General features: G+C 45.0%; 27 protein-coding genes, 1 pseudogene and 1 other annotated feature. Of the genes and pseudogenes, 4 read left to right on the forward strand and 24 right to left on the reverse strand.

The annotated features are described in order from the left end of the window. Window positions 1-18: 18 nt before the first annotated feature. The 10 genes from araQ to AU387_RS09725 all read right to left on the reverse strand — a co-directional run bounded on the left by araQ (window position 19) and on the right by AU387_RS09725 (window position 11,480). Window positions 19-864 (reverse strand): arabinooligosaccharides ABC transporter permease AraQ, encoded by an 846-nt coding sequence (araQ, locus tag AU387_RS09680; protein ID WP_044153972.1) that lies wholly within the window; start codon window positions 862-864, stop codon window positions 19-21. Further along, the gene (gene araP / locus AU387_RS09685) at window positions 865-1,806 is read right to left on the reverse strand and encodes an arabinooligosaccharides ABC transporter permease AraP (protein ID WP_010335239.1); all 942 of its coding nucleotides are present in this window, start codon (window positions 1,804-1,806) and stop codon (window positions 865-867) included. A 35-nt stretch (window positions 1,807-1,841) separates the two neighbouring features. Next, window positions 1,842-3,143 (reverse strand): arabinooligosaccharides ABC transporter substrate-binding protein AraN, encoded by a 1,302-nt coding sequence (gene araN, locus AU387_RS09690; protein WP_059335566.1) that lies wholly within the window; start codon window positions 3,141-3,143, stop codon window positions 1,842-1,844. Window positions 3,144-3,173: 30 nt separating this feature from the next. Further along, window positions 3,174-4,358 carry a sn-glycerol-1-phosphate dehydrogenase gene (egsA, locus tag AU387_RS09695; protein ID WP_059293451.1) on the reverse strand — a complete coding sequence of 395 codons (1,185 nt, stop codon included), beginning with the start codon at window positions 4,356-4,358 and terminating at the stop codon, window positions 3,174-3,176. Beyond that, window positions 4,355-5,173, reverse strand: a complete 819-nt coding sequence (gene araL / locus AU387_RS09700; protein ID WP_082687872.1) for a sugar-phosphatase AraL — start codon at window positions 5,171-5,173, stop codon at window positions 4,355-4,357. The genes egsA and araL overlap by 4 nt, the downstream gene beginning before the upstream one ends. Continuing rightward, on the reverse strand, window positions 5,151-5,840 hold the full coding sequence (gene araD / locus AU387_RS09705) for an L-ribulose-5-phosphate 4-epimerase (RefSeq protein WP_024122427.1): 690 nt from the start codon (window positions 5,838-5,840) through the stop codon (window positions 5,151-5,153). Before araD ends, araL begins: the two co-directional genes overlap by 23 nt. Window positions 5,841-5,852: 12 nt before the next feature. Continuing rightward, the gene (araB, locus tag AU387_RS09710; RefSeq protein WP_059335568.1) at window positions 5,853-7,538 is read right to left on the reverse strand and encodes a ribulokinase; all 1,686 of its coding nucleotides are present in this window, start codon (window positions 7,536-7,538) and stop codon (window positions 5,853-5,855) included. A gap of 15 nt (window positions 7,539-7,553) precedes the next feature. Continuing rightward, window positions 7,554-9,044 carry an L-arabinose isomerase gene (gene araA, locus AU387_RS09715; RefSeq protein WP_059335569.1) on the reverse strand — a complete coding sequence of 497 codons (1,491 nt, stop codon included), beginning with the start codon at window positions 9,042-9,044 and terminating at the stop codon, window positions 7,554-7,556. Between the two features lie 180 nt (window positions 9,045-9,224). Continuing rightward, the gene (abnA, locus tag AU387_RS09720; RefSeq protein ID WP_059335570.1) at window positions 9,225-10,196 is read right to left on the reverse strand and encodes an arabinan endo-1,5-alpha-L-arabinosidase AbnA; all 972 of its coding nucleotides are present in this window, start codon (window positions 10,194-10,196) and stop codon (window positions 9,225-9,227) included. A gap of 198 nt (window positions 10,197-10,394) precedes the next feature. Beyond that, complete coding sequence (locus tag AU387_RS09725; RefSeq protein ID WP_024122431.1) at window positions 10,395-11,480, reverse strand: M42 family metallopeptidase; 1,086 nt, start codon at window positions 11,478-11,480, stop codon at window positions 10,395-10,397. 187 nt (window positions 11,481-11,667) lie between these two features. Here AU387_RS09725 and ysdB point away from each other — a divergent pair, with 187 nt between their 5' ends. Next, a complete protein-coding gene (gene ysdB, locus AU387_RS09730; protein WP_024122432.1) occupies window positions 11,668-12,060 on the forward strand; it encodes a sigma W pathway protein YsdB in 393 nt (130 codons plus the stop codon). Window positions 12,061-12,076: 16 nt separating this feature from the next. Here the strand turns inward: ysdB and AU387_RS09735 are convergent, their stop codons facing one another. The 4 genes from AU387_RS09735 to infC are packed head-to-tail and all read right to left on the reverse strand — an operon-like array spanning window position 12,077 to window position 13,525. After that, window positions 12,077-12,346: a DUF1294 domain-containing protein gene (locus AU387_RS09735; protein ID WP_059293445.1), complete on the reverse strand. Its 270-nt coding sequence runs from the start codon at window positions 12,344-12,346 to the stop codon at window positions 12,077-12,079. A gap of 53 nt (window positions 12,347-12,399) precedes the next feature. Continuing rightward, on the reverse strand, window positions 12,400-12,759 hold the full coding sequence (gene rplT, locus AU387_RS09740; RefSeq protein WP_003222420.1) for a 50S ribosomal protein L20: 360 nt from the start codon (window positions 12,757-12,759) through the stop codon (window positions 12,400-12,402). 31 nt (window positions 12,760-12,790) lie between these two features. Further along, complete coding sequence (rpmI, locus tag AU387_RS09745; protein ID WP_003222418.1) at window positions 12,791-12,991, reverse strand: 50S ribosomal protein L35; 201 nt, start codon at window positions 12,989-12,991, stop codon at window positions 12,791-12,793. Window positions 12,992-13,003: 12 nt separating this feature from the next. Further along, window positions 13,004-13,525: a translation initiation factor IF-3 gene (infC, locus tag AU387_RS09750; RefSeq protein ID WP_071543361.1), complete on the reverse strand. Its 522-nt coding sequence runs from the start codon at window positions 13,523-13,525 to the stop codon at window positions 13,004-13,006. Window positions 13,526-13,582: 57 nt separating this feature from the next. Further along, window positions 13,583-13,713 (reverse strand) — a sequence feature (ribosomal protein L20 leader region). Window positions 13,714-13,880: 167 nt separating this feature from the next. Here infC and AU387_RS09755 point away from each other — a divergent pair. After that, on the forward strand, window positions 13,881-14,261 hold the full coding sequence (locus AU387_RS09755) for a hypothetical protein (RefSeq protein WP_059335571.1): 381 nt from the start codon (window positions 13,881-13,883) through the stop codon (window positions 14,259-14,261). A 178-nt stretch (window positions 14,262-14,439) separates the two neighbouring features. Continuing rightward, window positions 14,440-15,096 carry a cell envelope integrity protein TolA gene (locus AU387_RS09760; protein WP_059335572.1) on the forward strand — a complete coding sequence of 219 codons (657 nt, stop codon included), beginning with the start codon at window positions 14,440-14,442 and terminating at the stop codon, window positions 15,094-15,096. Between the two features lie 30 nt (window positions 15,097-15,126). Here AU387_RS09760 and lrgB read toward each other — a convergent pair whose 3' ends face one another. From lrgB to lytS, 4 genes and pseudogenes are all read right to left on the reverse strand, one after another. Beyond that, a complete protein-coding gene (gene lrgB, locus AU387_RS09765) occupies window positions 15,127-15,822 on the reverse strand; it encodes an antiholin-like protein LrgB (protein WP_044153942.1) in 696 nt (231 codons plus the stop codon). Between the two features lie 21 nt (window positions 15,823-15,843). Next, complete coding sequence (lrgA, locus tag AU387_RS09770) at window positions 15,844-16,284, reverse strand: antiholin-like murein hydrolase modulator LrgA (RefSeq protein ID WP_044153938.1); 441 nt, start codon at window positions 16,282-16,284, stop codon at window positions 15,844-15,846. 134 nt (window positions 16,285-16,418) lie between these two features. After that, window positions 16,419-17,143, reverse strand: a pseudogene (locus tag AU387_RS09775) (LytR/AlgR family response regulator transcription factor). Beyond that, a complete protein-coding gene (gene lytS, locus AU387_RS09780; RefSeq protein ID WP_059335573.1) occupies window positions 17,121-18,902 on the reverse strand; it encodes a two-component system sensor histidine kinase LytS in 1,782 nt (593 codons plus the stop codon). Before lytS ends, AU387_RS09775 begins: the two are co-directional and overlap by 23 nt. Window positions 18,903-19,075: 173 nt before the next feature. On the opposite strand from lytS, the gene AU387_RS09785 reads away from it, so the two are divergent. Further along, on the forward strand, window positions 19,076-19,861 hold the full coding sequence (locus tag AU387_RS09785; RefSeq protein WP_044153932.1) for an HAD family hydrolase: 786 nt from the start codon (window positions 19,076-19,078) through the stop codon (window positions 19,859-19,861). Between the two features lie 39 nt (window positions 19,862-19,900). Here AU387_RS09785 and thrS read toward each other — a convergent pair whose 3' ends face one another. From thrS to nrdR, 6 genes are all read right to left on the reverse strand, one after another. Next, window positions 19,901-21,832 (reverse strand): threonine--tRNA ligase, encoded by a 1,932-nt coding sequence (thrS, locus tag AU387_RS09790; protein ID WP_059335574.1) that lies wholly within the window; start codon window positions 21,830-21,832, stop codon window positions 19,901-19,903. A gap of 395 nt (window positions 21,833-22,227) precedes the next feature. Beyond that, window positions 22,228-23,073, reverse strand: coding sequence for a putative sporulation protein YtxC (ytxC, locus tag AU387_RS09795; protein WP_059335575.1), 846 nt, complete (start codon window positions 23,071-23,073; stop codon window positions 22,228-22,230). Between the two features lie 78 nt (window positions 23,074-23,151). Then, on the reverse strand, window positions 23,152-23,793 hold the full coding sequence (locus tag AU387_RS09800; RefSeq protein WP_059335576.1) for a TVP38/TMEM64 family protein: 642 nt from the start codon (window positions 23,791-23,793) through the stop codon (window positions 23,152-23,154). 36 nt (window positions 23,794-23,829) lie between these two features. Beyond that, a complete protein-coding gene (gene dnaI, locus AU387_RS09805) occupies window positions 23,830-24,762 on the reverse strand; it encodes a primosomal protein DnaI (RefSeq protein ID WP_059335577.1) in 933 nt (310 codons plus the stop codon). Between the two features lie 27 nt (window positions 24,763-24,789). Beyond that, window positions 24,790-26,211: a replicative helicase loading/DNA remodeling protein DnaB gene (gene dnaB / locus AU387_RS09810; RefSeq protein WP_059335578.1), complete on the reverse strand. Its 1,422-nt coding sequence runs from the start codon at window positions 26,209-26,211 to the stop codon at window positions 24,790-24,792. A 113-nt stretch (window positions 26,212-26,324) separates the two neighbouring features. Next, window positions 26,325-26,783 (reverse strand): transcriptional regulator NrdR, encoded by a 459-nt coding sequence (nrdR, locus tag AU387_RS09815; RefSeq protein WP_059335579.1) that lies wholly within the window; start codon window positions 26,781-26,783, stop codon window positions 26,325-26,327. Window positions 26,784-26,786: the final 3 nt, after the last annotated feature.

Raw genomic sequence — 26,786 nt, forward strand, 5'->3', positions numbered from 1 at the left:
TACACGTTTCCTCCTTCATTATCCTTTGACTCCGCCTACTGTCAGGCCGGAGATAAAGTATTTTTGGAAAAACAAGAAAATGATAATCACCGGCAAAATGGCAAATACTGAGCCGGATATGAGCATGTCATAGTTGTTTCCGTAAGGGCTAAGCAAGCTGGACAGCCCGATTGGAAGCGTAAACATTTCTTTCGACCGAAGCACAATCAAGGGCCATAAGAAGTTGTTCCAGCTGTTTAAAGACTGGAGAATAATCATCGCTCCGAATGCCGGTTTCATCAGAGGCGCCATAATCCTGAAAAAAATGCCGAATTCCGTACATCCGTCCATCCTTGCTGAATCCAGCAGATCTTTCGGAAGGCCGAGTGCATATTGCCGGAAAAAGAAAACAGCTACCGGTGAAACGATAAACGGCAAAATGACACCCGTATACGAATCGATCAAATGCAGTCCGACTGTTAGCTTAAACAACGGGAGCATCATCACTTCCAGCGGAACCATCATAATAATCAGCACAAGAACAAAAATGATATTTCTGCCTTTAAATTCATAAACCGCTAGCCCGTATCCGATCATCGACGAGAAAAACAGGGTAAGCACTGTCGTTAATAGACCGAGCACAAGGCTGTTAAAAAACCATTTAAAATAAATGCTGCCGCCGTTAAACAAAAATGTATAGTTATCAAGGCTCATCACTTTTGGATCGATGTCAACATTCAGCCCCACCCGCAAAAGCTCAGATGACGGCTTTAATGATCCTAAAAGCAGACAGAAAATCGGGAAAATATACAACAGGCTCAGCATGATAAAAAATAAAGTAAGCGCGATTCTGTACACCCGAAACTGAGGACTGTGCTGCAACATTTACCCCTCCCCCTTAAACGAGCCTGACAGTTTTAATGAAATCAGACTGACAACAAGTATGACAATCAAAAGGACAATGCCGATGGCCGCCCCGTATCCCATTTCATTGTAAGCAAGGCCCTGCTGATACAAATATCCGACAAGCGTCAGGCCGATATTACCCGGGGAATTATTTTGCCAAAGGACGTAGCTTTCCTCAAACATCCTGAACCCGCCAATGATGCTGATGGTTAAAACATAGACGGATACAGGCTTCAGAAACGGCAGCGTAATGTGCATAAATTTTTTCATCGTATTTGCTCCGTCAATATCAGCGGCTTCGTACAGCTCTTTCGGCACATTTTGCAGTCCGGCCAAAAAGTAAAGGATGTTAATTCCCATCCATCTCCACGAAGCAAGCAGCACCATCAAAAACATGCCGGTATGTTCATTGTTCATCCAGTTCTGCGGTGAAAAGCCGAGTTTCAATAAAATCGAATTGGCTAAAGATGTTTCCATCTCTCCAAAAATCAGCCGGAAAATTATTCCAGCCACAATGGTAGAAGTCAGTGCAGGTATAAATAACGCTGATTTGAAAATGTTTCTGAATTTGACCAGTTTCGAATTCAAGAATATGGCCAACAGCAATGGAACTGGAATCAGCACAATCAGCGTCCAAAACGTATATTCCAGCGTATTAAAAAGGGCGGTATAAAACGTCGGGTTGTTAAGAGCGGTGTAATTGGACAATCCGACAAACGTCACCTCTCCAGGCAATATTCTTTGAAAGCTCATGATGAAGACACTAATGATGGGGTATAGAAAAAAAACAAGAAAGGATAAAACAAATGGCGCTGTAAAGAGATAAGGCGCCGCTTTTTTCGAATAAAAAATACCTCGCCAGCCTGATTCTTTCGCAGCCGAAGGAACGGGATGAGCCGTTCCCGTTTTCACAGGTTTCATGAGAACCTCCCCGCTTTCACTTTTTGAATGGGATTCTATTTCTGTTTCAGTTCACCTGCCGCTCTGTCCAAGGCTTGTTTTGGCGTCTTTTGCTGAGATTTGAGCGCGTCGAATAATACGCTTCTGTTGACAAGGTCTGAAGCCTTGGCAAAATCCTCATGTAAATAAATCGGATTGATTTCATCCTTGATATCGAGCAGCACAGAAAAAATGCCTGTTCCGTTTTGGAAGTAATCCGTGTATTTGTTTTTCTCTTTCAATTCCTTGGAGCTCCAGACATCCCAGCGAAGCGGATCGAACCCGAGCACACTCCAAAGCTTTTTGTTTCCTTCTTCAGAACCCTTCGCAAAGGCGAGAAACTCTTTCGCTAATTCGACATGTTTGGCCTGCTTTGGCACAACGGTGGCTGTGCCGCCCAAACCTGCTGAACGGTCGCCTCCTTCTTTCCATGCCGGAAGCGGCCGAATGGCAATCTTCCCTTTCAGATCAGGCATATAATCTATGAATCTTCCCATATACCAAATCGGCATCAGAACAGAAGCCGCTCCGCCTTGGTTCATAAAACCGTAATATTCTTCACTGTGATGCCCGCCGCCTGGTGCAGCGATCATGGTTTTATCATTAATCAGGTCTTTTAAATACTGAAGCGTTTTTACGTTGGTGTCATTATTCAAGATCAGCTTTCCGTTTTTATCAAAATACCCTGAGTTTTGCTGTGAAATCATTGATAAAAATGTTGCTGAATCATTTGTTTCCACCGTTCCCATTGGCTTTCCGGTCGCTTTGCGCACTTTCTGTCCGGCTTTGCGGTAATCATCCCATGTGTTAATATCATCCGGGTTGATGCCGGCTTTTTTCATAATATCCATGTTATAGAACATAACTGTCGTTCCTACATGAGTATCCAGTCCGTATAGCTTGCCGTTTTTGCTGTACAGCGTAAGACGCGCCTCTACGAATTTATCCCGGTCCTTTTCAATAAGCGGGGACAAATCGGCAAGCGGTACATCGGTGCCCTTCAGAAAGTTTGAAAACCGGGCCAATTCTACATCTGCAATGTCAGGCACACCTTCCCCGGCGATTAAGGAAATCGACAGATTATCGTGCATTTGGCCATACGGATAGACGACCGTATTCAGTTTAATTTGACGGTCAGGATATTTCTTGTTCCACTCTTTCACCATTTCCACATAAAACTGCTCATGAAGTCCGTTAAATGTCCAAAAAGTCAGCTCCGTTTCACCCGGTTTACCGGATGACCGTTCCGCTGAACACCCAGCGATAAATAATGTCAAAACCAGCATGAGCGCAAGAAAACAGACAGTCATCTTTTTCATCTATGTTACCCCTTCCATTCGAGGTGCGGGCTATTCATAAAGACCATGATTGACAAGCGTTTTGTTTTCATTGATGAGTCTTAATCCGGTGCAGCGGTCTCTTAAGGTGTGTGCGTGTCTGAAGGCATTTTTGACGGAATCCTGCCCGACACCGATTTCGTCAAAATACGCAGGACCTCCGGCAGATTTCAGCCAGCCGGCCAGCTTTTTTCCTTCCGGCAGCGTTTCATAAGCCGATTGAATGACTTCCCGCTGACGCGGAGAAAACTCGTTCAGCCCTTCAGCCTGGATGAGCTTTCTGTACGTGTCAGTCAATAAAACGGCCGCACAGCCTACTTTTGCCCCATGGAGAATCTGAGGCCGTTTTTTCTCCATTAATTCCATCTCAATCCAATGGGAAATATGATGCTCCCCTCCTGAAGCAGGACGGGAATGATCCAAAGCCAGCATGACAAGTCCTGATACAATCAAGGACTCCATCAGGACCCGGATGCCGGTTTCCGTTTTCATCGCAATGTCTTCAGCGTGTTCGATACAGGCATCAAGTGCTTCTTGTACGAGCTTTGCGCCTGTTGGTGAATATGGCTCACCAGCGAGCTGATGAGAAATGTTCCAATCAGCCAGAGACGTCATTTTGCCTAGCATATCCCCAAATCCAGCCGCCACCATAGGCTGCGGCGCCGATTTTAAGATGTCAAGATCAGCGAACAGCGCGGACGGGGCCTTCGTTTGGATGGTGGTTTTCGTACCGTATAAAATAATGGGCGCACCAGCTGATGTAAATCCGTCAACGGATGGGGCGGTCGGATAAGAAATAAACGGCAGCCCCCTCTGGAAGGCGGCAAAACGCACGATATCATGGATAGTCCCCGAACCGACTGCGATCATGATATCTGTTGATTTTTTCGTATGGACCAGCACATGAATGAGTGACCGTTCATCTGCCGCCACATCTCCCGCTTCATTTTCCGGAATGATCAGACACTCCGCCTGAAACCCTTCCTTTATCAAGCGGTCTTCTAACTCGATCCCCGCTATACGGTGCGTATTCCGATCACAGACAAGGACGATACGCTGATCATTCTTTCTTTTTACATAATCCAACAACCGATCGGCTGCATGTTTTTCTAGAACAATTTCTTCTACTTCTACAGGAAATGTCATCTCCCCCGCATGTTCAAAAGCACGCTGAACGTCAGCTGCGATATGATTCATAGCAGAATCCCCTCCTCAGCCAGTTTGGTTACATCCTTAATGGACTCCAGTACATAATCCGGCGTATACAAACGCTGTTCTCCCTGTTTCGCTGAACCGGTCAGCACTAAAGCGCTCTTCATGCCATACAGCCTTCCCATTGCGATATCAGATTCAATGCTGTCCCCTATAATCATACATTCATGTGCAGAAAGCCCCAGCGCAGTACAGGCAGCCTCCGCCATCAGCCACGACGGCTTTCCGACGACAAGCTCCGTCTTCGCCTGAGCAGAAGCTTCTATCGCCCCAATCATTCCGGCGACGTCGATGGCATTCCCGTCCTCATTAGGAAAATAGCGGTCTTTGTTCGTGGCAATTATACGAGCGCCTGCGGCGGCCGCTTTAAAGGCTTGATTCAAGTCTTCGTAGGTGAGTGTCTCATGAAGCGAGATGACAAGCCAATCCGCCTCCTTCGGTTCATCCGCTGTCTGGACGCCTGCCAGCCTCAGTTCGTCAAGCAAGCCCTGTTCTCCAAGCACCCATACCTTTGAAAAACGATAGTTCCTTTTTAAAAAGGCTGCTGTCACGCTTGATGACAGGACAATTTCGTTTACTTCTGCATCTATTCCGGCACCAAGCAGTTTTTTTCTGCACATGGCACGGGAGATATTTCCCCGGTTGCTCAAAAAGACGATTTTCTTTCCCATATTTCGAAGTGTACAGATGGCTTCTCTTGCTCCATCGATCAGTTCGTTTCCTCTGAATACGGTACCGTCCAAGTCAATCAGAAAACCGGCCGGTGATACTGCGGGATTATGACTGGCCATAATACGCATTTGCTCCGTGTTTTCGATAAAAGTGCTTTTCGTGGAGAACAGTATTGATCGGGTTGACATTCTTGTTCAGCATCATAGAGTGATACGCCATTTCCGCAACTGTTTCTAACACCACCGCGTTATGAATGGCGTTTAAGGCATCTGTGCCCCAGCAGAACGGGCCGTGGTTATTAACGAGCACGCCCGGCACCTGCTCGTATTTATGATGCTGAAAGGTCTCCGCGATCACTTTGCCTGTATTCAGTTCGTAGTCATGAATGATTTCTTCATCGTACATTTCACGTGTACACGGAATCGCACTGTCGAAATAATCGGCATGTGTCGTGCCTAAAGGCGGTATGTCTCTTCCGGCTTGCGCCCAGCTTGTCGCCCATTGAGAATGGGTATGGACAATCCCGCCGATATTTGGAAACGCGTTATACAAATAAACATGAGTGGGTGTATCAGAAGAAGGTTTGAGCGAACCTTCTACGACCTCACCTTCCAAATTCAAAACAACCAAGTCATCGGCTGTCAGCTCGCTGTATTCGACTCCGCTCGGTTTAATGACGATTAACTCTTTTTCACGGTCAATACCGCTCACATTTCCCCACGTAAAGGTCACCAGCTGATGCTCTTGAAGCTTCAGGTTGGCAGCCAGCACCTCTTTTTTTAACGTTTCAAGCATGCTCATCACCCTTTATGAATTCTTTTGTGCGGCAGATGAAAATTGAAGATTTTTTATCGTTTTCAGACGCTTCATGACATGATTCTCTTTTCCGAAATATTGAACCAGCTCTTTATATTCAGCGTATAGCTTTTCATATACGGCGGTATGTTCAGCATTTGGCGTATAGGATATATCTTTCAGTTTCCCCATGTGCGCCGCTGCCTCTGTGACGTCATCATAGCCGCCGTTTTCTTTACCGGCCGCAAGCGCGCCGAAAATGGCAGATCCTAAGGCAGGGGCTTGCGGTGAACCTGAGATTTTAATATCCATGTTTGTGACATCCGCATAAATCTGCATGACAAACGGGTTTTTCTCAGCAATACCGCCAGCTGCGTAAAGCTCTTCAATTGGCACTCCGCTTTCTCTAAATGTTTCAATAATCATCCTTGTGCCGTATGCTGTTGCTTCAACTAACGCTCGGTAAAGCTCTTCGGGTTTCGTCAGCAGCGTCATGCCAAGCAGCATCCCCGTTAGATCAGCATCAACAAGGGTTGAACGGTTTCCATTCCACCAATCCAGGGCAAGGAGACCGCTCTCACCCGGTGCTTGCATGTTTGCCTTCTCGCTCAGCAGCTCGTGAATGCTGACGTGTTTTTTCTCCGCTTCGTCTTTATAGGCTTGCGGGACACACGTTTTCACGAACCATTCAAAATGATCGCCCACACAGGACTGTCCGGCTTCATACCCCGCAAATCCCGGTAGAATGCCGTTGTCCACGACCCCGCACATACCGGGCACAATGTTTACCTCGTCTCCTAAGAGAACGTGGCATGTTGAGGTTCCCATAATCATCAGCATTTTTCCTGGTTCTGTGATACCGACAGCAGGAACAGAAACATGAGCGTCAACATTCGCAACAGCCACCGCTGTTCCCGGAAGGAGACCGGTCAGCTGTGCCATTTTTTCCGTCAGCCCGCCTGCTTTTTCCCCTACTGAGTGAATCGATCCCGCTAACTTGTCTTTTGTAATCGTTTTCATTACAGGGTGAAGTTTTTCAAAGAAATTCTCTGAAGGATATCCCGCTTTTTCACTCCAAATCGCTTTATAACCGGCTGTGCAGTTGCTTCGCTTCAGCGAGCCACACAGCTGATACACGATCCAGTCAGCTGCCTCGATTATCCGATCAGCTGCTTTATAAATGTGCGGCGCTTCTTCGGCAATCTGCATCACCTTCGGAATCATCCATTCTGATGAAATCTTTCCTCCGTAGCGCTGTAAAAAAGCTTCTCCTTCTTCTTCGGCGATTTGATTGAGCCGATCAGCATGCTTTTGGGCGGCGTGATGCTTCCAAAGCTTCACATAGCTGTGCGGCTCCTCTTCAAATTCCGGCAGCATACATAATGGCTGTCCTTCACTGTCGACAGGCAAGATCGTACATGCCGTAAAATCAATTCCGATCCCGATGATCTCTTTTGGATCAACACCAGTCTGTTCAAGTAATGACGGAATCGTTGTTTCCAAGACTTCCAGATAATCTGCCGGATGCTGAAGCGCCCAGTCCCGCGGCAGCTTTTGACCCGTTTTGGGAAGGACGGTATCAATGACGGCGTGTGGATATTCTTTGACAGCCGCCGCCAGCTCTTCTCCAGTTTTGACGTGAACGAGCACCGCTCTTCCTGATAATGTTCCGAAATCAACACCTATTGTGTAAGCCAAGTGACATCCTCCTCTCTACTTTTGAAGCCTGTAAAGCGCCTCGTTCCATTTCAATTCATGTTTCAGCTTGTGAATCGATGTATCGCGAGAAATCAAGATACTTTCAACCCCCGCCATTTCCGCCCAATCCATCAGTTGCTCCGCTGTCAGTTCGTAAGACAAGCAGGTATGGTGTGCGCCGCCGGCTAAAATCCATGCCTCCGCCGCTGTTTTTAATGAAGGCTCAGGCTTCCAGAGAACGCGGGCGACAGGCAGATTCGGCATATCTTTCTCAATTTCCTGTCCGTTTACCTCATTGAGCACAAGACGGAAACGCCCTCCGATATCAACCAGACTCGCTTGAATGGCTGATCCGCTGATGCCATTGAATACAAACCGCGCCGGGTCATCCTTGCCTCCGATAGACAGCGGATGAACTTCAATTTTCGGCTGATCCAAAGCAACTGTCGGGCACACCTCAAGCATGTGTGAGCCAAGAATCATTTCATTTCCAGGTTCAAAATGGTACGTATAGTCTTCCATGAAGGACGTTCTTTTACCTTCAGCCATGATTTTCATCATCCGGACGAGAGCAGCTGTCTTCCAATCACCTTCTCCGGCGAACCCGTAGCCTTTTTCCATCAGCCTCTGAACGGCCAGCCCAGGCAGCTGTTTCATTCCGTGCAGCACTTCAAATGAAGTCGTAAAAGCTGTGTATCCGCCTTGTTCAAGAAACGCGGTTAGGCCAAGTTCAATTTTCGCCTGTTCTTTAATGGACGCTATCTTTGCTTCGTCTCGTTTCGTTTCCTCGCTGATGACATAAAGCTTGTCATACGCTGCATAGAGTGTTTCGACCTCATCGTCAGAAATTCCATTCATCACTTCGACAAGATCCCCGATGCCATAGCCGTCAACCTGCCAGCCGAACTGGATATGCGCTCCCACCTTGTCTCCGTCCGTTACTGCAACATGGCGCATGTTATCTCCGAATCTGGCAACCTTGATATGTCTGCTTTCATTTAACGCAGCCGCCGTATTCATCCACTGAGACATTTCTTTCTTTACCTCTTCATCATCCCAATAGCCCGCGACAACTTTACGGCTCAGCCCCATACGGGAATTGATGTACCCGTACTCGCGGTCGCCATGTGCGGATTGGTTGCTGTTCATAAAATCCATATCAATCGTATTCCACGGAATATCCCGATTGTATTGAGTGTGCAGATGCATAAGCGGTTTTTGGTAAGAGGAAAGGCCTTCTATCCACATTTTTGCGGGAGAAAATGTGTGCATCCATGTAATGATTCCGGCGCATGTTTCACTATACTCCGCTTCTCTTAACAGCTGTCTGATGGTTTCCGAGGAAGTTACAACAGGTTTATGCTTAATTTTATATCTGGAAGAAATGCCGCTAAGCCCCTCACAAATGCTTTTTGCATGCTGGTCTACCAGCTGCAGCGTTTCTTCTCCGTATAGATGCTGGCTTCCTGTTACAAACCAGAATTCATAATCTCTTGTCTGAAGCATGTTAACTGCCCCTTTCTTATAAAATAAAACGCTTCCAATTCTAAATTGATAGATACGTACTAATAAACAAAAACTAGTTAATTATCATTAATTTGTACGAACAACTTTATTATAGTAATTCAGTAGGATACTGTCAATCTTTTCTTTTAAAAAAGCCAGGTGTTCACCCGGCTTATCAGTTTAATAGGAAGGCCAGCCCGAACTCCAATTCAAATCATTGATTAGTAGCTTGGGAATGCCTTTATCTTTCGCGTCATAGGCATGGCGCACAAGTATGTTTCCATTTACAATATCCTGACCTCCAGGCCCTTTCCATTGATCATTGCCGGAATCTAAGATGGTTCCTCCTCCTTCCAGCATGCTTTTTCCGTTTTTATCAAGATAAGGCCCTGTTATGCTTTTAGATCTCCCATAAGCAATTTTGTACGTACTATTTACCCCGTCACAGCATTTATCAAATGAAACCATTAAATAGTAGTAACCATTTTGATACGTGAGGGTAGGAGCCTCCAGCGCTCCGCTATTACTCGGTCTCGACGCAATGGAATAAAGCGATCCGGTAGGCTTCATCGTGTTCTTATCCAGCTTGGTCAGCTTGATTCCGCTCCAAAATGAGCCGAACGCAAGCCACGGGTTGCCATCCTTGTCAAAGGTGAGTTCCGGGTCGATGGCATTATAATTATTGGAGCTCGTCGACCGGATCACCAGGCCTTCGTCTTTCCAGCTTCCCGAGCTGATGCTTGTTGAAGAAGCAAGACCTATGGCAGAGACATTTTTTCCAAAAGAAGAAACTGAATAATACAGCCAGTACTTTCCGTTATAATATTGAATGTCCGGTGCCCACTGGTTTTGGCCGTAATTCGGCACATAAGTGGACCACCATGATAAAGGTGTGCTGAAAATCGATTTTTGCACGGTCCAATTTTTAGCATCCGACGATTTGAGAACCCGCAGCCCCCTTTCTTCCGTAAGGCCTGTTCCAAACGCGTACCACGAGCTTCCCTCTTTGATCATCGTTGGATCATGAAGCAGTTCATTAGACGCTCCCCAAAATGCAGCGGATGCCGGAGAAGCGGATGTCAATAACAAACCCGCCGTCAGAGCAGCACTCGAAAAGTGAAAGAACCGTTTCCATGCTTTTTTCTTTTTCATTTTTTTCAAACCTCCCTTATTTTAGAAAGCGCTTACAAAACAGTGAAATTGAATCCTCCTTTCCTTACAAATGAGCTGCATCTCGTACGTGATCAGATTCAGGAATTTTTCGGTATCTCCTTTATTGTAGTCACTCCGCCAAAATTTGTACAGACAAAAAAATAGAATCCGCCTCACAAGGCGGATTCTTCCGTATCTCTATTGGTACGTAATATCGTCAACCGTTTGCCGGTCTAACTTCTTAATGACTTCCGTGATTAATTTTACCGCGTTTTCATAATCGTCACGATGCAGCATGGCGGCATGCGTATGAATGTATCGTGTGGCAATGGTAATGGACAGCGCCGGAACACCGTTTGCCGTCAAATGAATGGACCCGGAATCAGTTCCTCCGCCGGCGATCGCATCAAATTGATATGGAATGCCTGCTTCTTCTGCTGTATTGACAACTAAGTCACGAAGTCCTTTGTGGGAGACCATAGATGCATCGTACAGAATAATCTGCGGCCCTTCTCCCATTTTGCTTTGCGCTTCCTTCTCAGAAATCCCTGGTGTATCTCCGGCTATTCCTACATCCACACCGAAAGCAATATCAGGCTGTATCGTGTGCGCAGAGGTCTTCGCTCCTCTTAGGCCGACCTCTTCCTGTACAGTTCCAACGCCATACACAACGTTTGGATGATCTGTGTCTTTTAAATTCCTCAAAACATCAATGGCGATCGCACAGCCGATACGGTTGTCCCACGCCTTTGCTAAAAGAAATTTTTCATTGTTCATGACCGTGAATTCAAAATGCGGAACGATCATATCACCTGGGAGTACGCCCCATTCCAATGCTTCCTCACGGCTTGAAGCTCCGATATCAACGAACATCTCTTTGATATCGACCGGTTTTTTTCTCGCTTCAGCAGATAAAATGTGCGGTGGCTTAGATCCGATAACACCTGTGACCTCTCCCTTTTTCGTCACGATGGTGACACGCTGAGCCAGCATGACTTGAGACCACCAGCCGCCGACAGTTTGAAAACGGATAAAGCCTTTATCGGTGATTTGTGTCACCATAAAGCCGACTTCGTCCAAATGCCCGGCAATCATAATTTTCGGGCCGTTTTCCGCACCTGTTTTTTTCGCAATTAAACTGCCAAGCCGGTCAGTTGTCACTTCATCAGCAAATGGTTCTATGTATGATTTCATCACTTGCCTTACTTCTCTTTCATTTCCCGGAATGCCTTTTGCATCAGTTAATTCCTTCAGCATGGTTAACGTTTCATCCAATTTTGCCATGATTCCAAAAACCTCCTTCATCTGTCCTGCATTATTATTATACAAAACCTGACGGTAACCATACGACTATTTCACTTAAAAAGCGGGTATATCTTTTTTAACAAACTTCTTTTAGAAAAAGTGAAACCTTTTTCTATGCTCTACGTATTACATCAGATCATCACAATGAGGGAGGTGCCTTCACACAATGTTTATCATGGTTCTCCGGATTTTATTGCTTGCTCTATTTGCTTACTGTATTTATGCCTTGGTCAAATATGTCGCAAATCCAAAGAGAAGACTGAAGCTAGCCCAATCAAAAGAACTTTTTTATATTATCGATGAACAGAACAATACCCGAAAGAACTTTCAATTGACGTATAAAGGCGTGCTTTTTGAAGGAGAAAAGCATATTCCTTCCAAGGATCATCCGCTGTTCATCCACACCATCTTTGTATGGACGGAGTCTCCTGAGAAGCTAAAAAACTTTTCCGCAAAAGATTTTGAGAATATTGAAGAAAAAGTACTGGAGCGATATCCGGATTGTAAAATTGACTGGGATCTGCCCATTAAACTTGCAAAAAAAGCAGAAGAGCGGTAAACGCTTTTCTGCTTTTTTATAAATCAAACGGACTGTAATAGATGCCGATCAGCACCGCTTCAATCACCAAAAGAAACGGCACACCGTATTGAAAGGATGCGTGCTTCGTTTTATGCCTGAAGGTCTGCATGCCGAGCCAGACACCAAGCGCTCCAAACACGATGGCGATCAGCCACAGCCGGTCTTCAGAAATTCTCCACTTGTGGCGCTGCGCTCTTCGTTTATCTGCGCCCATCACCCAAAAACCGCACAGATTGATCAGAACTAGATATACAGCAATTATCATGTTGCCTCATCCTTTATATAAAAAAGCCGCTCTCTAAGAGCGGCTCTATATCATTATTTGTTTAATTGAGCTTTAGCAGCATCAGCAAGCTGATTGAATGCAGTAAGATCGTTTACAGCAAGATCAGCAAGCATTTTACGGTTTACTTCGATACCAGAAAGCTTAAGACCGTGCATTAAACGGCTGTAAGAAAGACCGTTCATGCGAGCAGCTGCGTTGATACGAGTGATCCAAAGCTTACGGAAATCACGTTTTTTCTGACGACGGTCACGGAAAGCATAGTTTCCAGATTTCATGACCTGCTGGTTAGCTACTTTGTATAATGTATGTTTTGAACCGAAATAACCTTTTGCTAATTTAAGAACCTTTTTACGACGCTTACGTGTAACAGTTCCGCCTTTTACTCTTGGCATTAAATTTCCCTCCTAATTGTTCCTTGTCCGATTACTTGATGTTAGCAAGCATTTGTTTGATACGTTTGAAGTCTCCTGCGCTTACAACAGCACTCTTGCGAAGCTTACGCTTTTGCTTTTGAGATTTGTTGGCGAATAAGTGACTTGTGTATGCATGAGAACGTTTTAACTTCCCAGAACCTGTCTTTTTAAAACGTTTAGCAGATCCGCGGTGAGTTTTCATTTTTGGCATGGGATTTCCTCCTTATTGCTTTTCGTTTTTCGGCGCGAGCATTAAGAACATGCTGCGGCCGTCCATTTTTGGTTTTGTTTCGACTGTCGCAACCTCAGCACATGCTTCAGAAAAACGGTCTAGTACACGCTGGCCGATTTCTTTATGAGTGATTGCGCGTCCTTTAAAGCGGATAGAAGCTTTCACTTTATCGCCTTTTTCAAGGAATTTAATCGCATTGCGCAACTTCGTGTTAAAGTCGTGCTCATCGATTGTCGGGCTTAATCTAACTTCTTTTAAGTTAATGATTTTTTGATTTTTGCGTGCTTCTTTGTCCTTTTTCTGCTGCTCGAATCTGAACTTTCCGTAGTCCATGATGCGGCAGACAGGCGGTTTTGCATTTGCTGCAACTAACACAAGGTCAAGATTTGCGCGGCCGGCTATTTCAAGTGCTTCCTGACGGGACTTGATTCCAAGCTGGTCGCCATTTTGTCCGATTAAGCGGACCTCACGTGCACGGATACCCTCATTAACCAATTGATCTTTGCTAATAATGAGCCACCTCCATAGTTTCTTCGAATTGATTCACAACTCTTTTGACTGCATTCTGCAGGCAAACAAAAAGTGCGGGCATTATAAAACACCCACACTACGAACATCTGTATCAATAAAAATGTACGGTCAACCTGCCAACTACATGAATGTGTCAATCAGGTGAGAAGCGGGTGCTTCTGCTTGTGATTTATATTCAATTCAATAACTATTCTACACAATGCCGGATGTTTAGTCAAGGATGACTTATCCGGAACAACTTTCTCATTGTAACATGGGTTATTTATGAGTGCAAGAGAGAAAAAGAAAATCTTTTATTCTTATCCAGAATGCAAGGTTCTGAACTCTCCAGCCAATCATGAAGGATTTTGTTAAACAGCATCGGCTGAGCCAGCGGCGCTCCATGCCGATCACTGGAAACATAACGGTTCTTGAATTTTCATTCATCTTTGCGATTTCAGCTGCCGATGCTTTCATCACTTTTCTTTCTTTTTCCCCGACTGTCACCAGCAGGCTGGTACTGGTTTGCCTGAGCGAATCAGGTATCGTGCAAGTCATATTAGTATTTGATAAAGCGTATCTGCACTCAATTGACAGCTTTCTTTATAGTATGTTTCGAATCAGCTGGCATGAAGATAAAGCATTTTTGTCTGAGCCTGGAAAGATCAAAACGGCGCCACAATTGTTGAAAATGGCTGATTTGCTCTTCCCCATCAAGCCGCTGACACCCACGCCATGAATAAAAATCAGAAGTTGCTGATGCTCTGCACCAGATTCTGTTATATGAAGATCAATATACTACCTCATCCTTCTCCTTATTTCGCAGTTTACCAAAAACCACATATAGGAAAAAATGCAAAACAAAGTGAATCTCACACTAAAAAAGCCGATATTAAAACGAGAAGGGAGTCTGACATATGAACAAACTGATACAGCTTACTCTATTTTTAACATTGATAGTAACCGGCTGCTCCAATAGCAACAGCATATCTTCAGAGCCAAAAGAAGAGACCGTTATCACAGCCGTAGCGTTTCATGAAAACAAGCTGGAGAAAGAGCTGAAAAACCTAAAACCCGTTTCATTGAAAATGGTGAATCCTCTCGCAACTGAATTAGGAAAGGTGAAGGCGAAGGAAGAAGCCGAGAAACAAAGGAAAATCGCTGCAGCGAAAAAACGTGAAAAAGAGCAGAGAGCGAAACGAAAGGAACAACAGGAGGAAGAAGCGGAACGGCAACGATTGGCACAGGCTGCAGCAGAGAGACAGCGATTAGCGGAAGCAGAAAGACAAGCTGAGCTTGAAAGGCAGCGTCAGGCAGCACTCCAAAAGCAGCAGGAAGCGGACGCCGAAAAAGAACGGCAAGCGCAGGCACAGCGTCAGCAGAATGAGGCATCCTCATCTAACATCCAAAATGCGCCATCTTCCCCGAGCCAGACAGATGATGCCATTCAACAGCCGGCTTCAGAGCTTCCTGATGACGACGGCTATGGTTATGAAGAACGAAAAAAGTGGCATGACGATCAAGTGGAATGGGGCATTAAACAAGGATATATCGATCCGGAAGACGCACCATAAAATAGAAAAAGCCAAGGGTTCAACCTTGGCTTATCCTCCGATCAGGTGCACGAACACAGGAATGACCAGAACCGTTACGACCCCGACAACGACAACAGCGATACTTGCCATCGCGGCTTCGACTTCACCCATCTCGATCCCGACAGCTACACCGAGTGCGTGTCCGGACGTTCCGAGAGCCAACCCTTTCGAAATGGGATTCTTCACTTTAAATATTTTTAAGAACAAAGCGCCGAGCGCATACACAATGACGGCGTTAAAGATAACAGCAAAAGCTGTGATATCGCTGATGCCGCCAATATCTTTTGATAAAGGAAGCGCAATCGCCGTTGTTGCCGCCTGCGGAAGCATACTTTTCATCACTGCCGCATCAAGGTGAATCCCTTTTGCAAGCAAATAGACAATCGTGACAGAGCAGATAGAGCCTGCGATAATGGAGGACATAATTTGCCACCAGTATTTTTTCAGTTTATCTCTTTGTTTGTACAATGGAATGGCAAAGGCAATCGTCGCGGGTTCCAAGAAAAACTTAATGATTTCTCCCCCGTTATTATAGTCAGCGTAAGAGAAACCGCCGATTTTCAAAAATGCAATCCCTAGCACCATCGCAACAAACAATGGAGTGAAAAGGAAGAACCCTTTTGTTTTTTTAAATAAAAAGGTGCCGATGCCGAAAGCGGCCAGTGATACGACAATTCCGAAATATGGACTCATTGTGCTTTCCATTTCATGAACCTCCTGCTTCTCTTAATGATGAACAAGTTCGTTTTTCTTCTGCGGGGGCTGTACTGTTTTTGCTTTTATGTCATCAGCAGTCTTGCGTTTTCCGCTCAGTGTAAGAATAAGCTGAGAAAACAGTCCTGTTGCCCCCAATAAAATAATCGTTGCGAGAAGAATGACAAGGACGATTTGCAGGCCGTATTGCTGCATCACACCAAGAGAATTCATAACAGATATACCTGATGGAACAAATAAAAATCCGATCAATGAGGTTAAAGACGCTCCGAGCGTTTCTACTTGGTCCAGTTTAATCACTTTCAAACATAATAGGAGAAATAATAAGACCAAACCTACAACCGACGCTGGTATAGGAATTGGGACAAAAGCGGCAATCATATTGGAAACCAGCATAATGACGGCAAAAATAAATGCTTGTGTTAAAAATCCGTACACTTTTTTAGCACTCATTTTCTTCACCTCTTTCTCTTTTGTACCCTCATTATAAATAAGAACCACTCTCTATTAAGCGCTTACATGATAACTTGCCGAATATTAAAGATGAGTTGCAGCATAAAAAGGATGAAATACAAAAAGCCGCCCCGTCAAATATGGAGCAGCTTTTTTAATTCCTTGGCATATGTCCGGCTGACCGGTATTTTCGATCCGTCTTTCATGATCAGATTATAGGTGGAATTAAACCATGGCTGTATCTCTTTGATGTACTCAGTATTAACGACAAAGCTTCGATGGACGCGGAGAAAATCAGTTTCCGGCAGTTTTTTTCAATGACAACGAGCGTATCATTGACTGAATAAGATGCATCAAAGGTTTTCACATGGACATGGCCGTCTTCAGTTCCCGCAAAGATTATATCCTTCGTATCCACAATCACAATCGATTCGCCGACAGATAAGGCTAGTTTATGCTGGCTGGCATGGCTGATCTGTTCTGGTTCATCAATCTCCCGCTTTACCTTTTTATACTTTTTCATTGTTTGCCGAACCCTTTCTTCATCGAAAGGTTTGGTTAAGTAATCAAGAGCGTCCACTTCAAAAGCTTTAAGTGCATACTGGTCATAGGCCGTCGCAAACACAATAACCGGGGGATTCTTCATATTCTTCAATCGTTTTGCGATATCAAAACCATTCTCTCCGGATAAATCAACGTCTAAAAACAGCAAATCAGGCTTTTGATCCATCATTTTGTCAAACGCTGATTCAATATTTTCCGCTTCATTGATTTCTAATTCCTCATTTGTCCTTTTGAGCAAATAAGCCAGTTCATCTCTTGCCAGAATCTCATCATCAACTATTAACACCCTGAGCATGTTCTTCTCCCTCTTTCATTTGCTGCATAGGTACTTGAAAAGAAAACTCTGTCCCTTTATGTACCTCACTCTTGATATGTAATGCAGCCTGCTGGCCGAATAAACCGATCAGCCGCTGATTCAGATTATAAAGCGCAGTCCCTGTTCCTTCCTTAGAAGGCAGCGGTTTATTCCCCAGTTCCGGCAAGACGTCCGGCGGAATTCCGCGTCCATTGTCCGTGACCTTCATATAGACGGATGACTCATCAGATAAGACACAAACCATTACTTTGCACATGTCTTGTTTTTTTGGAAATGCGTGCCGTAATGCGTTTTCAACAAGCACCTGCAAGACAAACGGAGGAATCTCAATTTGCTCCAGCCTGCTGTCAATATCAAGCTCAATCTTATATTTCCCGGGAAAACGCGCCTGTTCTAATGACAGATAGGCTTGAAGATGATTCAGCTCCTTCGAAAGCGGAATCAGCAGCTGCCTTGCTCCCTGGAGATTAGAACGAAAGTACACGCTAAGCTGCAGCAAAAGCTTACGGGTTTTTTCAACATCTGTCCGGCATAAAGCAGAAATCGTATTGATGGCATTAAATAAAAAATGCGGGTTAACCTGTGCTTGAAGCGCTTTGATTTCCGCATCCTTCAGAAGCTTGCTTTGCAGCTCGGCTTCACCGAGCTCAAGCTGTGTCGAAAACAGCATGGCCAGCCCCTCGGCAAGCTCCTCCTCTACCTGACTGAGACCGGCCGGGCTTTTAAAATACATTTTTAACGTTCCGATTGTGTTGCCGTTTGATGTCAAAGGCAGTACAATCGCCGCGTGCAAAGGGCATTCCGAATGGGTGCATTCAATCTCTTCCTGTGAAGTAGCCTTCATGATGCGCCCAGTTTTAATTACCTTTTTAGACAGGCCTGTGATCAGGCTTTCAGATGGGATATGATGATCCATTCCCGCGCCGACATGCGCAAGTATTTTCTCATTGTCCGTCAGAGATACCGCATCCGTTCCGGTCATCTTATGGATGATGGCCGCTACACTTTTACAAGAGCTTTCATTTAACCCTTGACGGAAAAAAGGAAGCGTCTGATCGGCAATGGTCAGCACCCTGTGCGTTTCAAGCGCCCTTGCCTGTTCTTCCTTGCGAATAATGGTTTGAATAATCGACAGGAAAATAAAGCTGCCTGTTCCGTTAATGAGGATCATCGGAATCCCGATCATGCTGACAAGCTCCCAAGCGTCATTGAACGGCTTTGCCATCAGCAAAATAATGAGCATTTGCAAGGTCTCCATACCGATCCCGACGAGGGCTGCGATACGCGGTGTCGGCATTCGATAGCGCTTCGTAAAATACCTGCCGATCCATCCCGCTAGAAACCCTGCTAAAACGGATGAGACCGCACAGCTTAAAGCCGTGCTGCCGCCGAGCGAAAAACGATGTAGGCCTGCTAATAAACCGATTCCCGCTCCTACAAACGGCCCGCCTAAAAGCCCGCCTATTTCAACGCCCAAAATACGGGTATTTGCAATAGAGCCCGACGGATCTATTGTAAACACCCAATCATTATTCACAATCATATGTTTTTGAATTTCGATGCCGGTATAATTGCTGATGATGCTGAAAAGAGAAAAAATAGAAATCAATACGGCTTTTCCTTTGTAGCCCTCCGGATTTTGAAGAGCCTGTCTGAAAAGTTTAGTGTGGGCCAGAATAAATCCCAATATAACAATAATCCCTACCCTTTCCAGCATCATGATCATTAATTGAATCATCTGTGTCACCTGTTCTTTCCCATTTCATTTTATCATTTTTTCGGTAAACCGTTTCATGGCTGACTGTTTTTTTAAAATCGTCTGAAAACATATTTCACAAGGCTTTTATCTATTGTAGAATAAACATGAGCCTTTTGGCAGAAAGAATTGAATCTGAAGCAGAGGAGAAGATCATGAAAGCCGTATTTTTTGATTTAGACGATACACTACTGTGGGATGAGAAAAGCGTCAGAACAACATTTGCAGAAACATGTTTACAGGCCGAGAAAAAATATGGTCTTGACCCTGAGGAATTCGAAGCAGCTGTTCGGGAAGCGGCGAGAGAATTGTACATGTCTTACGAGACATACCCTTATACGGTGATGATCGGCATTAACCCATTTGAAGGGCTGTGGTCAAATTTCTCCGAGCCGATCAGTGAAGGATTTCAGAAGCTGAATAAGATTGTGCCGGAGTACAGACGAAACGCATGGACAAACGGCCTAAAAGCGCTGGGTGTCGACGATCCGGCATATGGTGAATATTTGGGAGAGTTTTTTGCAGCGGAACGCCGAAAACGCCCGTTTGTTTACGATGAAACATTTGATGTGCTTGATCAATTAAAAGGAAAGTATGAATTGCTGCTTTTGACTAACGGCGATCCGAGTCTGCAAAAGGAGAAGCTCGCCGGCGTGCCTGAGCTCGCCCCTTATTTCAATGAAATTGTCATCTCAGGCGCTTTTGGCAAAGGGAAACCCGATGCTTCTATTTTCGAGCATTGCCTGCAGCTAATGAAGATCCAGAAAGAGGATGCCATCATGGTCGGCGATAATTTGAATACTGATATTTTAGGCGCTTCCAGAGCCGGAATCAAAACCGTTTGGATCAACCGGACGGATAAGAAAAATGAAACAGAAGTGACGCCTGATCACATCATCAGCAGCCTTCATGATTTGTTTCCTATTTTAGAACATAAATAAAAAAGCATGATCTCTTTCATGAGATCATGCTTTTTTGTATTATTTCTTCGCTTCAGCTACAGCCTTTTTCACAAAATCATCAAGTGAAATGGTTTCAGACTTCTGCTCTCCGTATTTACGGACGTTTACCGCACCGTTTTCTGCTTCTTGGTCACCGACCACAAGCATGTACGGAATTTTTTGCATTTGCGCTTCGCGGATTTTGTAGCCGATTTTTTCATCACGGCTGTCGACTTCTACACGCAGGCCTTCACGCTGGAGGCTCTCTTGTACTTGCTTCGCATAATCCAAATGCACAGCCGGAGAAACCGGGATGACTTGGAACTGAACCGGTGCAAGCCATGTTGGAAGTGCGCCTTTATGCTCTTCGATTAAGAATGCAACAAAACGTTCCATTGTTGATACCACACCTCTGTGAATAACAACCGGACGATGCTGCTTGCCGTCTTCACCGATATATGTCAGATCGAAGCGTTCAGGCAGCAAGAAGTCCAGCTGAACAGTAGACAATGTTTCTTCCTTGCCGATCGCTGTTTTCACCTGAACATCAAGTTTAGGGCCGTAGAATGCCGCTTCACCTTCTGCTTCGTAATAGTCGTGGCCGATTTCGTCCATTGCAGATTTCAGCATGGATTGCGCTTTGTTCCACATTTCATCATCATCAAAGTATTTCTCTGTGTCTTCCGGATCACGGTAAGACAGACGGAATGTGTAATCACTTAAACCGAAATCTTCATATACATCCTGGATTAAACGGACTGTACGGATAAACTCATCCTTAATTTGATCCGGGCGTACAAAGATGTGTGCATCATTCAACGTCATTCCGCGTACGCGCTGAAGCCCTGACAGCGCACCTGACATTTCATAGCGGTGCATCGTTCCCAACTCCGCAATACGGATTGGAAGTTCGCGGTAGCTGTGAATGTCTTGTTTGTAAATCATCATATGGTGCGGGCAGTTCATCGGACGCAATACAAGTGTTTCGTTGTCCATTTCCATCGGAGGGAACATGCCTTCTTGATAATGATCCCAGTGTCCTGATGTTTCATACAGCTCTTTGCTTCCAAGCACTGGTGTATAGACGTGTTCATAGCCGAGGCTGATTTCTTTATCGACAATGTAGCGCTCGATCGTGCGGCGGATTGTCGCGCCTTTTGGCATCCAAAGCGGCAGACCTTGTCCGACTTTTTGAGAATTCGCAAACAGCTTTAATTCTTTGCCGAGTTTTCTGTGGTCACGCTCTTTTGCTTCTTCAAGCATGCGAAGATGCTCGTCAAGATCAGCTTTTTTGAAGAAAGCTGTTCCGTATACACGCTGAAGCATTTGATTATTGCTGTCACCGCGCCAATATGCACCTGCAAGGCTTAACAGCTTAAACTCTTTAATTTTTCCTGTTGATGGAACGTGTACGCCGCGGCACAGGTCAAAGAATTCGCCCTGCTCGTAAATCGATACGGTTTCTCCCTCAGGAATCGCATCCAGCAGTTCAAGCTTCAGGTCATCGCCGATTTCCGCAAAGCGGGCTTTCGCTTCTTCACGGCTGACTTCTTTTCGAACGATCGGAAGGTTCGCATTGACGATTTTTTTCATTTCTTTCTCGATTTTCGGCAGATCCTCCGGCGTAATCGCTTCTTCCATTTCTACATCATAGTAAAAACCGTTTTCGATAACAGGACCGACACCGAATTTCACGTCTTTGTAAATGCGTTTAATCGCTTGTGCCAGCAAGTGAGCCGTACTGTGGCGCATAATCTCAAGACCCTCTTCTGATCCTTCAGTAATGATTTCCACAGTGCCGTCTTCGTTGATCGGCGTTTTCAAATCGATTTCTTTTCCGTTCAGTTTTCCGGCTAATGATTTCTTTTTTAATCCCGGACTGATGGATGCCGCGATATCTTCTGTTGTTGTTCCTTTCGCAAACTCCTTGACTGCTCCATCAGGAAATGTGATTTTTACCATATCTGACATCATTGTCACTCCTTTTTTGCATATAAAAACCCCGCCCCCTATGAAAGGGACGAGGTTGAATAAACGGAATCGTGGTTCCACCCTTTTTTCCGCAAGCCAATACACCGGCACCTGCGGCTCTAAACTCTGTAACGGGAGTTCCCGTCAGCTATTACTGTTCCTTATAAAGGGGTTCACAGCTGAAGTTCAAAGGCGGTAAAGCGAATGGTCCTTAGCTGGGAAGCTTGCAGCCGTGACTTCCCTCTCTTTAAGCCGGTATCATTCCTTCATGTCCTTATCAGTACGTGTGTCAATCTTAATCTCCTATGTATTATAAATTGTTCGTTCCAAAAAATCAACACGATTGTATTTCCTTTTTTTCAAGCGGCAGCCTTATGTTTACAGGCTGCCGGCACTTATCCCTCTGAGTGCTTGACCGGTGTTTCAGCGTTTGAAAACGCCTGAAGCGGAAGCATTTGCACACGCTCTTGAAATACGTTTTGAATCGTCCTTACCATCATATGCTCGGGCTGGTCTGTATAGAGAATCACCTCATCAGGCGCGATGGAGATCAGCGGCGCAAGCAAATGGGAGTCAATGTACATGGGATGATCCCGGACAAATCGCCTGTCTATGTATTTCATTTTTTCCCGTTCCGGCACATAGCGCATCTCCCACAGTGTAAATGAACCATCATGGACAATGTGCACCCTTTTGATTCGCGGCGGTTTAGCCATTACATAGTCTCTGAGTGTCTGAATAAAGTTTTGGTACTCCTGCTCCATCTTATATTCGTCTATTGCCGCTTCCACAGTTTCTCTAAGCTGTTCGTAGTACTGTCCGAGGCGAAAGGTTTGAAAGGAACGAATTGAAAATACCCCGTCCTCTAAACAAATCGTTTGGAGCTCATCTGAAATACACTTCTTGCGCGGCGGCTTCATCGGTTCAAACGGAAGAACATCAGCTTCTCCTTCTATAATACTGTGTGCGAGCTGAAGGATTTGCTGCTGCTCATCCTGGTCCGTGAAACAATACGTCTCTTCAATCAACGACAGCATATGCTCGTCTTCTTTGCAATCTAAAAAAAACTTGACCAGAATCGGCTCCATAAAACTCTGAATAGAGAAAGCCGGCTCAGCTTTTTCAATCCCGATTTTTCGTATGCCTTCACGGACAATGATGTTTTTCTGATCGTCCGAATGCTGAATGAGATGTAAAAAAGCGGCTGTATCATGGTCATCTTCAAAGATTATTTCAAGCATGTTTGTCCCCCCTTACGGCATCTGTTACAAGTATATGGGGGATGTTTTTAAAATAGACGTAAAGGTCACCGGCAAATCTTAATTTGATTCTTGAAACAAGCTTTGCATTTTCTTTCTGAAGATAAATGGCAGCGCCATAAAAATGATATAAAATCCGAGGACGAGAAAGAAGGCGGGCAAATTGCCCGTGAAAAAGCTTGCTCCCAGCACGTTCAGTGCAATGGTCCCAGGGATGATTCCCGCAGCCGTCGCCGCAAAGTATGGGAGCGGCTTGACATTAGAAAGCCCTGCCGCATAGCTGACGAAGTCAAAATTAATCGGAAGGATCCGCAGAAGAAAGATATAGAAAAAACCGTTTTCCTCCATCTGCTTCTGGATGTTTTCCAGCCTTTCGTGATGGCTGTTGGTTTTTGCCGCAAACAGACCGGCTGCAAAAAATGAGACAGCCGAAGCGCACATCGACCCAAATAGTGTGTAGAGCGTGCCGAGAATCGGGCCAAAGGCCAGACCGCCCGCAATAGAAATAACTGATACCGGAAATAATACAAGCGGCCTGACGATCGATATCCCGATAAAGATAAGCGGCGCAAAGATGCCGAATGATAGAACCCATATCCTGATTTCTTTCGGAGATAGATTTAGATACCTTTTATTTGCCCAAAAAATCAAGCCTGCTCCCGCAAGCACTGCCAGCCATTTAACAGCCGTTTTTAGTTTCATACCCTCAGTTCCTTCCCCTTTGAACCGCAGCGGTTATTAATGGCGGCGGTTTTCTCCGTCAAGACGGATAGGAGCAGCCAGATATAATATCCGCTCCATTAATCTTGCCGCTTTCACTTCTTCCTTTTCTCCCCTTTGAGAATACGTAAAATGATGTTTCAGCTCATCAGGCGAGAAATTAGAAGAGAAGAAAGTCGGCAGCTGCTGGGACATTCGGTGCTGAAGCACTGTCCCGATGACTTCATCCCTGACCCAGCTCGTCATCGATTCTGCTCCGATGTCGTCGAGCATCAATACAGGCGTGGTTTTTACCATGTTCAGCTTTTCTTCCAACGAATGATCTTGAAGCGAATTTTTCAGCTCTCTGACAAATTCGGGCACATAGACGATCATGGAGGAATACTCTTTTTCCGCCAGCTCATTGGCAATAGCGGCGAGCATAAAGGTTTTCCCTACACCGAACTTGCCGTACAAATATAATCCTTTCCCTTTTCCCGTCTCATTATAGCTTTTCAGAAAATCCGTGACATGCTGGAACATTGCAAGTCTGCTCGGATCATTAATATCGACCTGCTGGAACGTCGCTCCGAGAAGATCCTGCTGAATATACATGCTTTTCATGAGGGACTTCTGTTTTTTCTGCTGATCGAGCTTTCGTTTGACCGGACATTCGTAATACTCGATATCAATAGAGCGGCCGGTCATCACAAGCTTCGGATGGTAGCCCTCCAACAGATTATTGCTGTTTTCGTCTTCTGAACAATAAGAGCAGTGCTTGCTCTGTCCACTATATTCATAAAGCTTATTTAAGCTTCTTTCAATCATTTTTTGATCGATGACGTTTTCATTTTCCTTTAAAAATGCCTGAACGTCTTGATCCTTCATCACTTTTTCCTTCATTTGTTCAAGACGCTTTTGGAAATCCGGTCTGCCGGTTACGCCCTGCAGGGAACGGCTGATTGGTTCCATGTATTACTTCACCCCGCATCTCTGCTCTTAATAGGCAGAGTATTTTTTCAGTTTTTTCATTTCTTCCATCATCTTTTTCTTCTGTTCTTCCAAGTCCTGTTCTTGCAGCATTTGCTGTCCGGTTTCAGAATCGGAAGCCGTTTTCTTTTCTTTCATCCAGTCAGGAAGTTTTTCCTCGCGAATCACTTTTTGATTTCGTTTAGAAGATTGGCTCGTTTTCCCTTCAGCCCATTCGAGATACTGGCGGTTTTCTTCTATGGCAAGCTTCATCGCTTCTCTGACCGTTTTGACTTTTTTGCGCGCCCAATGGGAGGCAATTTTTTGTATATAGTTTTTCGACAGCTTCATGTCGGTTTTCAGCATGACGTAATAAATCAATACATTTGTGACGCCTGGCTCCAGCTTCTGTTCAAACATAATCTCTTCTATAATTTTCAAATCTGCTTTTGACGGTTCGGTTCCGTCCGCGATATCCTGAAGAAGCTTTTTCGGTGAGATGACCTCCAGCAATGCGATCAGCTCACTATCCAGCGAATCCTCTTCTGCCGCTTTTCCGCCTTCACGCAGATGTACCGGCTGTGTTTTCTCCACTAAGTCCGGCAGCTGTCCGTTCCTCTCGATTTGGTACCAGTCGCTTGCCGCTTTTCTTAAAGCTTCGGTGGTAATCACTTCATGCTCATCGATCGCGCTCATGACAACGTTTTGCATCTGCAAAGGATCAATGCCGTACAAATAAGAAAGCTTTTTAATCGTTTCCCGCACCTGCTGCGTCATTGCTTTTCTTGGAATCATCGTCTCCGAAAGCCCCGCTAAAAACAAATCAAAATCGAACACATCCTCTGTAACGATATAGGACGGAGCCTGTCCGACAGTTGTATACTCCCTTCCCGTCGCAAGTCTCACCGTTTCCTCCATATCGGATGTGAGCTTCCATTCACTCGGCTGCAGTGATTCAAACGCATGATTAAACGGCCTTGTAATGTCTTTGGCGTCTTCTGAAATCGCCGGATGCGTAAAAAATTGTTTTAACTGCTGATATTTTGTTTTTCCGACTCTGTTATACAGAAAAACGTTCAGCATGCCGTCTTCGAAAAATTCATTCGGCCGCAGCGGCGACAGCAGTTCATATATAAAGAGGCGCTCCTGCCGCTCGGATTCTTTCATATAGACTTTTAGCAATCCGATGCCCTCGAGCTTTCCCTGTTCCTGATGGATCGTTTTCAAATTGGACTGGGTCATTCCCATCAGCTGTCTATGTGTGGATTCTCCGCCCCACAGACGGTTTTGTTCAAGTTCTCCCCACAATGTCATATAAAGAGAGAATGCAACAGGGCCGATTAAGGGCTGGTACAGTTGTGTAATAATTTGTCTGTCAATATCCTGCAGCATTGATTTGCTCTTCACCACATAAGGGTCTACAGGCAGTACATCTTTCCAATAGTCAGCCATACATTCTCAAACCTTCCGATTATGTTTCTACCTCTCATTTTACACCGTTTCGAATATCTATCAAATGCCAATTTTGCACATGAGAAAAGAGCTAGAAGAATCCTTTTAGCTCTTTAACGCTCTTTCTTTATTAAATCTTTTAATTCATCGATAAAGACATTAATATCTTTAAACTGCCTATAGACGGACGCGAACCGCACGTATGCGACTTCATCAACCTTAGCCAGGCGGTCCATGACCATTTCTCCGACGAACTCGCTTTTCACTTCGGAACAGCCTTGATTGCGCAGTTCTTTTTCAATGTCAAAACACATATCTTCCAGCGTTTTGAGTGAAACAGGCCTTTTTTCACACGCTTTAATAAGGCCGCGCAGCATTTTTTCCCTGCTGAATTCCTCTCGCACGCCTTCTTTTTTTACAACGATGAGCGGGGTTTCCTCCACTTTCTCAAAGGTAGTAAAGCGGTAATGGCAGGCTTCGCATTCCCGTCTTCTGCGAATGGATTTTCCGTCATCCACAGGCCGTGAATCGAGGACTCGCGTTCCGTTATGATGGCATGAAGGACATTTCAATAA

Origin of the sequence: Bacillus halotolerans, from assembly GCF_001517105.1 — a bacterium.
In the GTDB taxonomy this organism is placed as follows: domain Bacteria; phylum Bacillota; class Bacilli; order Bacillales; family Bacillaceae; genus Bacillus; species Bacillus halotolerans.

Coding starts and splice junctions, on each gene's coding strand:
- araQ (WP_044153972.1), bottom strand. CDS start 864: ATGTTGCAGCACAGTCCTCAGTTTCGGGTGTACAGAATCGCGCTTACT.
- araP (WP_010335239.1), bottom strand. CDS start 1,806: ATGAAACCTGTGAAAACGGGAACGGCTCATCCCGTTCCTTCGGCTGCG.
- araN (WP_059335566.1), bottom strand. CDS start 3,143: ATGAAAAAGATGACTGTCTGTTTTCTTGCGCTCATGCTGGTTTTGACA.
- egsA (WP_059293451.1), bottom strand. CDS start 4,358: ATGAATCATATCGCAGCTGACGTTCAGCGTGCTTTTGAACATGCGGGG.
- araL (WP_082687872.1), bottom strand. CDS start 5,173: ATGCGTATTATGGCCAGTCATAATCCCGCAGTATCACCGGCCGGTTTT.
- araD (WP_024122427.1), bottom strand. CDS start 5,840: ATGCTTGAAACGTTAAAAAAAGAGGTGCTGGCTGCCAACCTGAAGCTT.
- araA (WP_059335569.1), bottom strand. CDS start 9,044: ATGCTTCAGACAAGAGATTATGAATTCTGGTTTGTAACAGGAAGCCAG.
- abnA (WP_059335570.1), bottom strand. CDS start 10,196: ATGAAAAAGAAAAAAGCATGGAAACGGTTCTTTCACTTTTCGAGTGCT.
- AU387_RS09725 (WP_024122431.1), bottom strand. CDS start 11,480: ATGGCAAAATTGGATGAAACGTTAACCATGCTGAAGGAATTAACTGAT.
- ysdB (WP_024122432.1), top strand. CDS start 11,668: ATGTTTATCATGGTTCTCCGGATTTTATTGCTTGCTCTATTTGCTTAC.
- AU387_RS09735 (WP_059293445.1), bottom strand. CDS start 12,346: ATGATAATTGCTGTATATCTAGTTCTGATCAATCTGTGCGGTTTTTGG.
- rplT (WP_003222420.1), bottom strand. CDS start 12,759: ATGCCAAGAGTAAAAGGCGGAACTGTTACACGTAAGCGTCGTAAAAAG.
- rpmI (WP_003222418.1), bottom strand. CDS start 12,991: ATGCCAAAAATGAAAACTCACCGCGGATCTGCTAAACGTTTTAAAAAG.
- AU387_RS09755 (WP_059335571.1), top strand. CDS start 13,881: ATGAAGGATTTTGTTAAACAGCATCGGCTGAGCCAGCGGCGCTCCATG.
- AU387_RS09760 (WP_059335572.1), top strand. CDS start 14,440: ATGAACAAACTGATACAGCTTACTCTATTTTTAACATTGATAGTAACC.
- lrgB (WP_044153942.1), bottom strand. CDS start 15,822: ATGGAAAGCACAATGAGTCCATATTTCGGAATTGTCGTATCACTGGCC.
- lrgA (WP_044153938.1), bottom strand. CDS start 16,284: ATGAGTGCTAAAAAAGTGTACGGATTTTTAACACAAGCATTTATTTTT.
- lytS (WP_059335573.1), bottom strand. CDS start 18,902: ATGATTCAATTAATGATCATGATGCTGGAAAGGGTAGGGATTATTGTT.
- AU387_RS09785 (WP_044153932.1), top strand. CDS start 19,076: ATGAAAGCCGTATTTTTTGATTTAGACGATACACTACTGTGGGATGAG.
- thrS (WP_059335574.1), bottom strand. CDS start 21,832: ATGTCAGATATGGTAAAAATCACATTTCCTGATGGAGCAGTCAAGGAG.
- ytxC (WP_059335575.1), bottom strand. CDS start 23,073: ATGCTTGAAATAATCTTTGAAGATGACCATGATACAGCCGCTTTTTTA.
- AU387_RS09800 (WP_059335576.1), bottom strand. CDS start 23,793: ATGAAACTAAAAACGGCTGTTAAATGGCTGGCAGTGCTTGCGGGAGCA.
- dnaI (WP_059335577.1), bottom strand. CDS start 24,762: ATGGAACCAATCAGCCGTTCCCTGCAGGGCGTAACCGGCAGACCGGAT.
- dnaB (WP_059335578.1), bottom strand. CDS start 26,211: ATGGCTGACTATTGGAAAGATGTACTGCCTGTAGACCCTTATGTGGTG.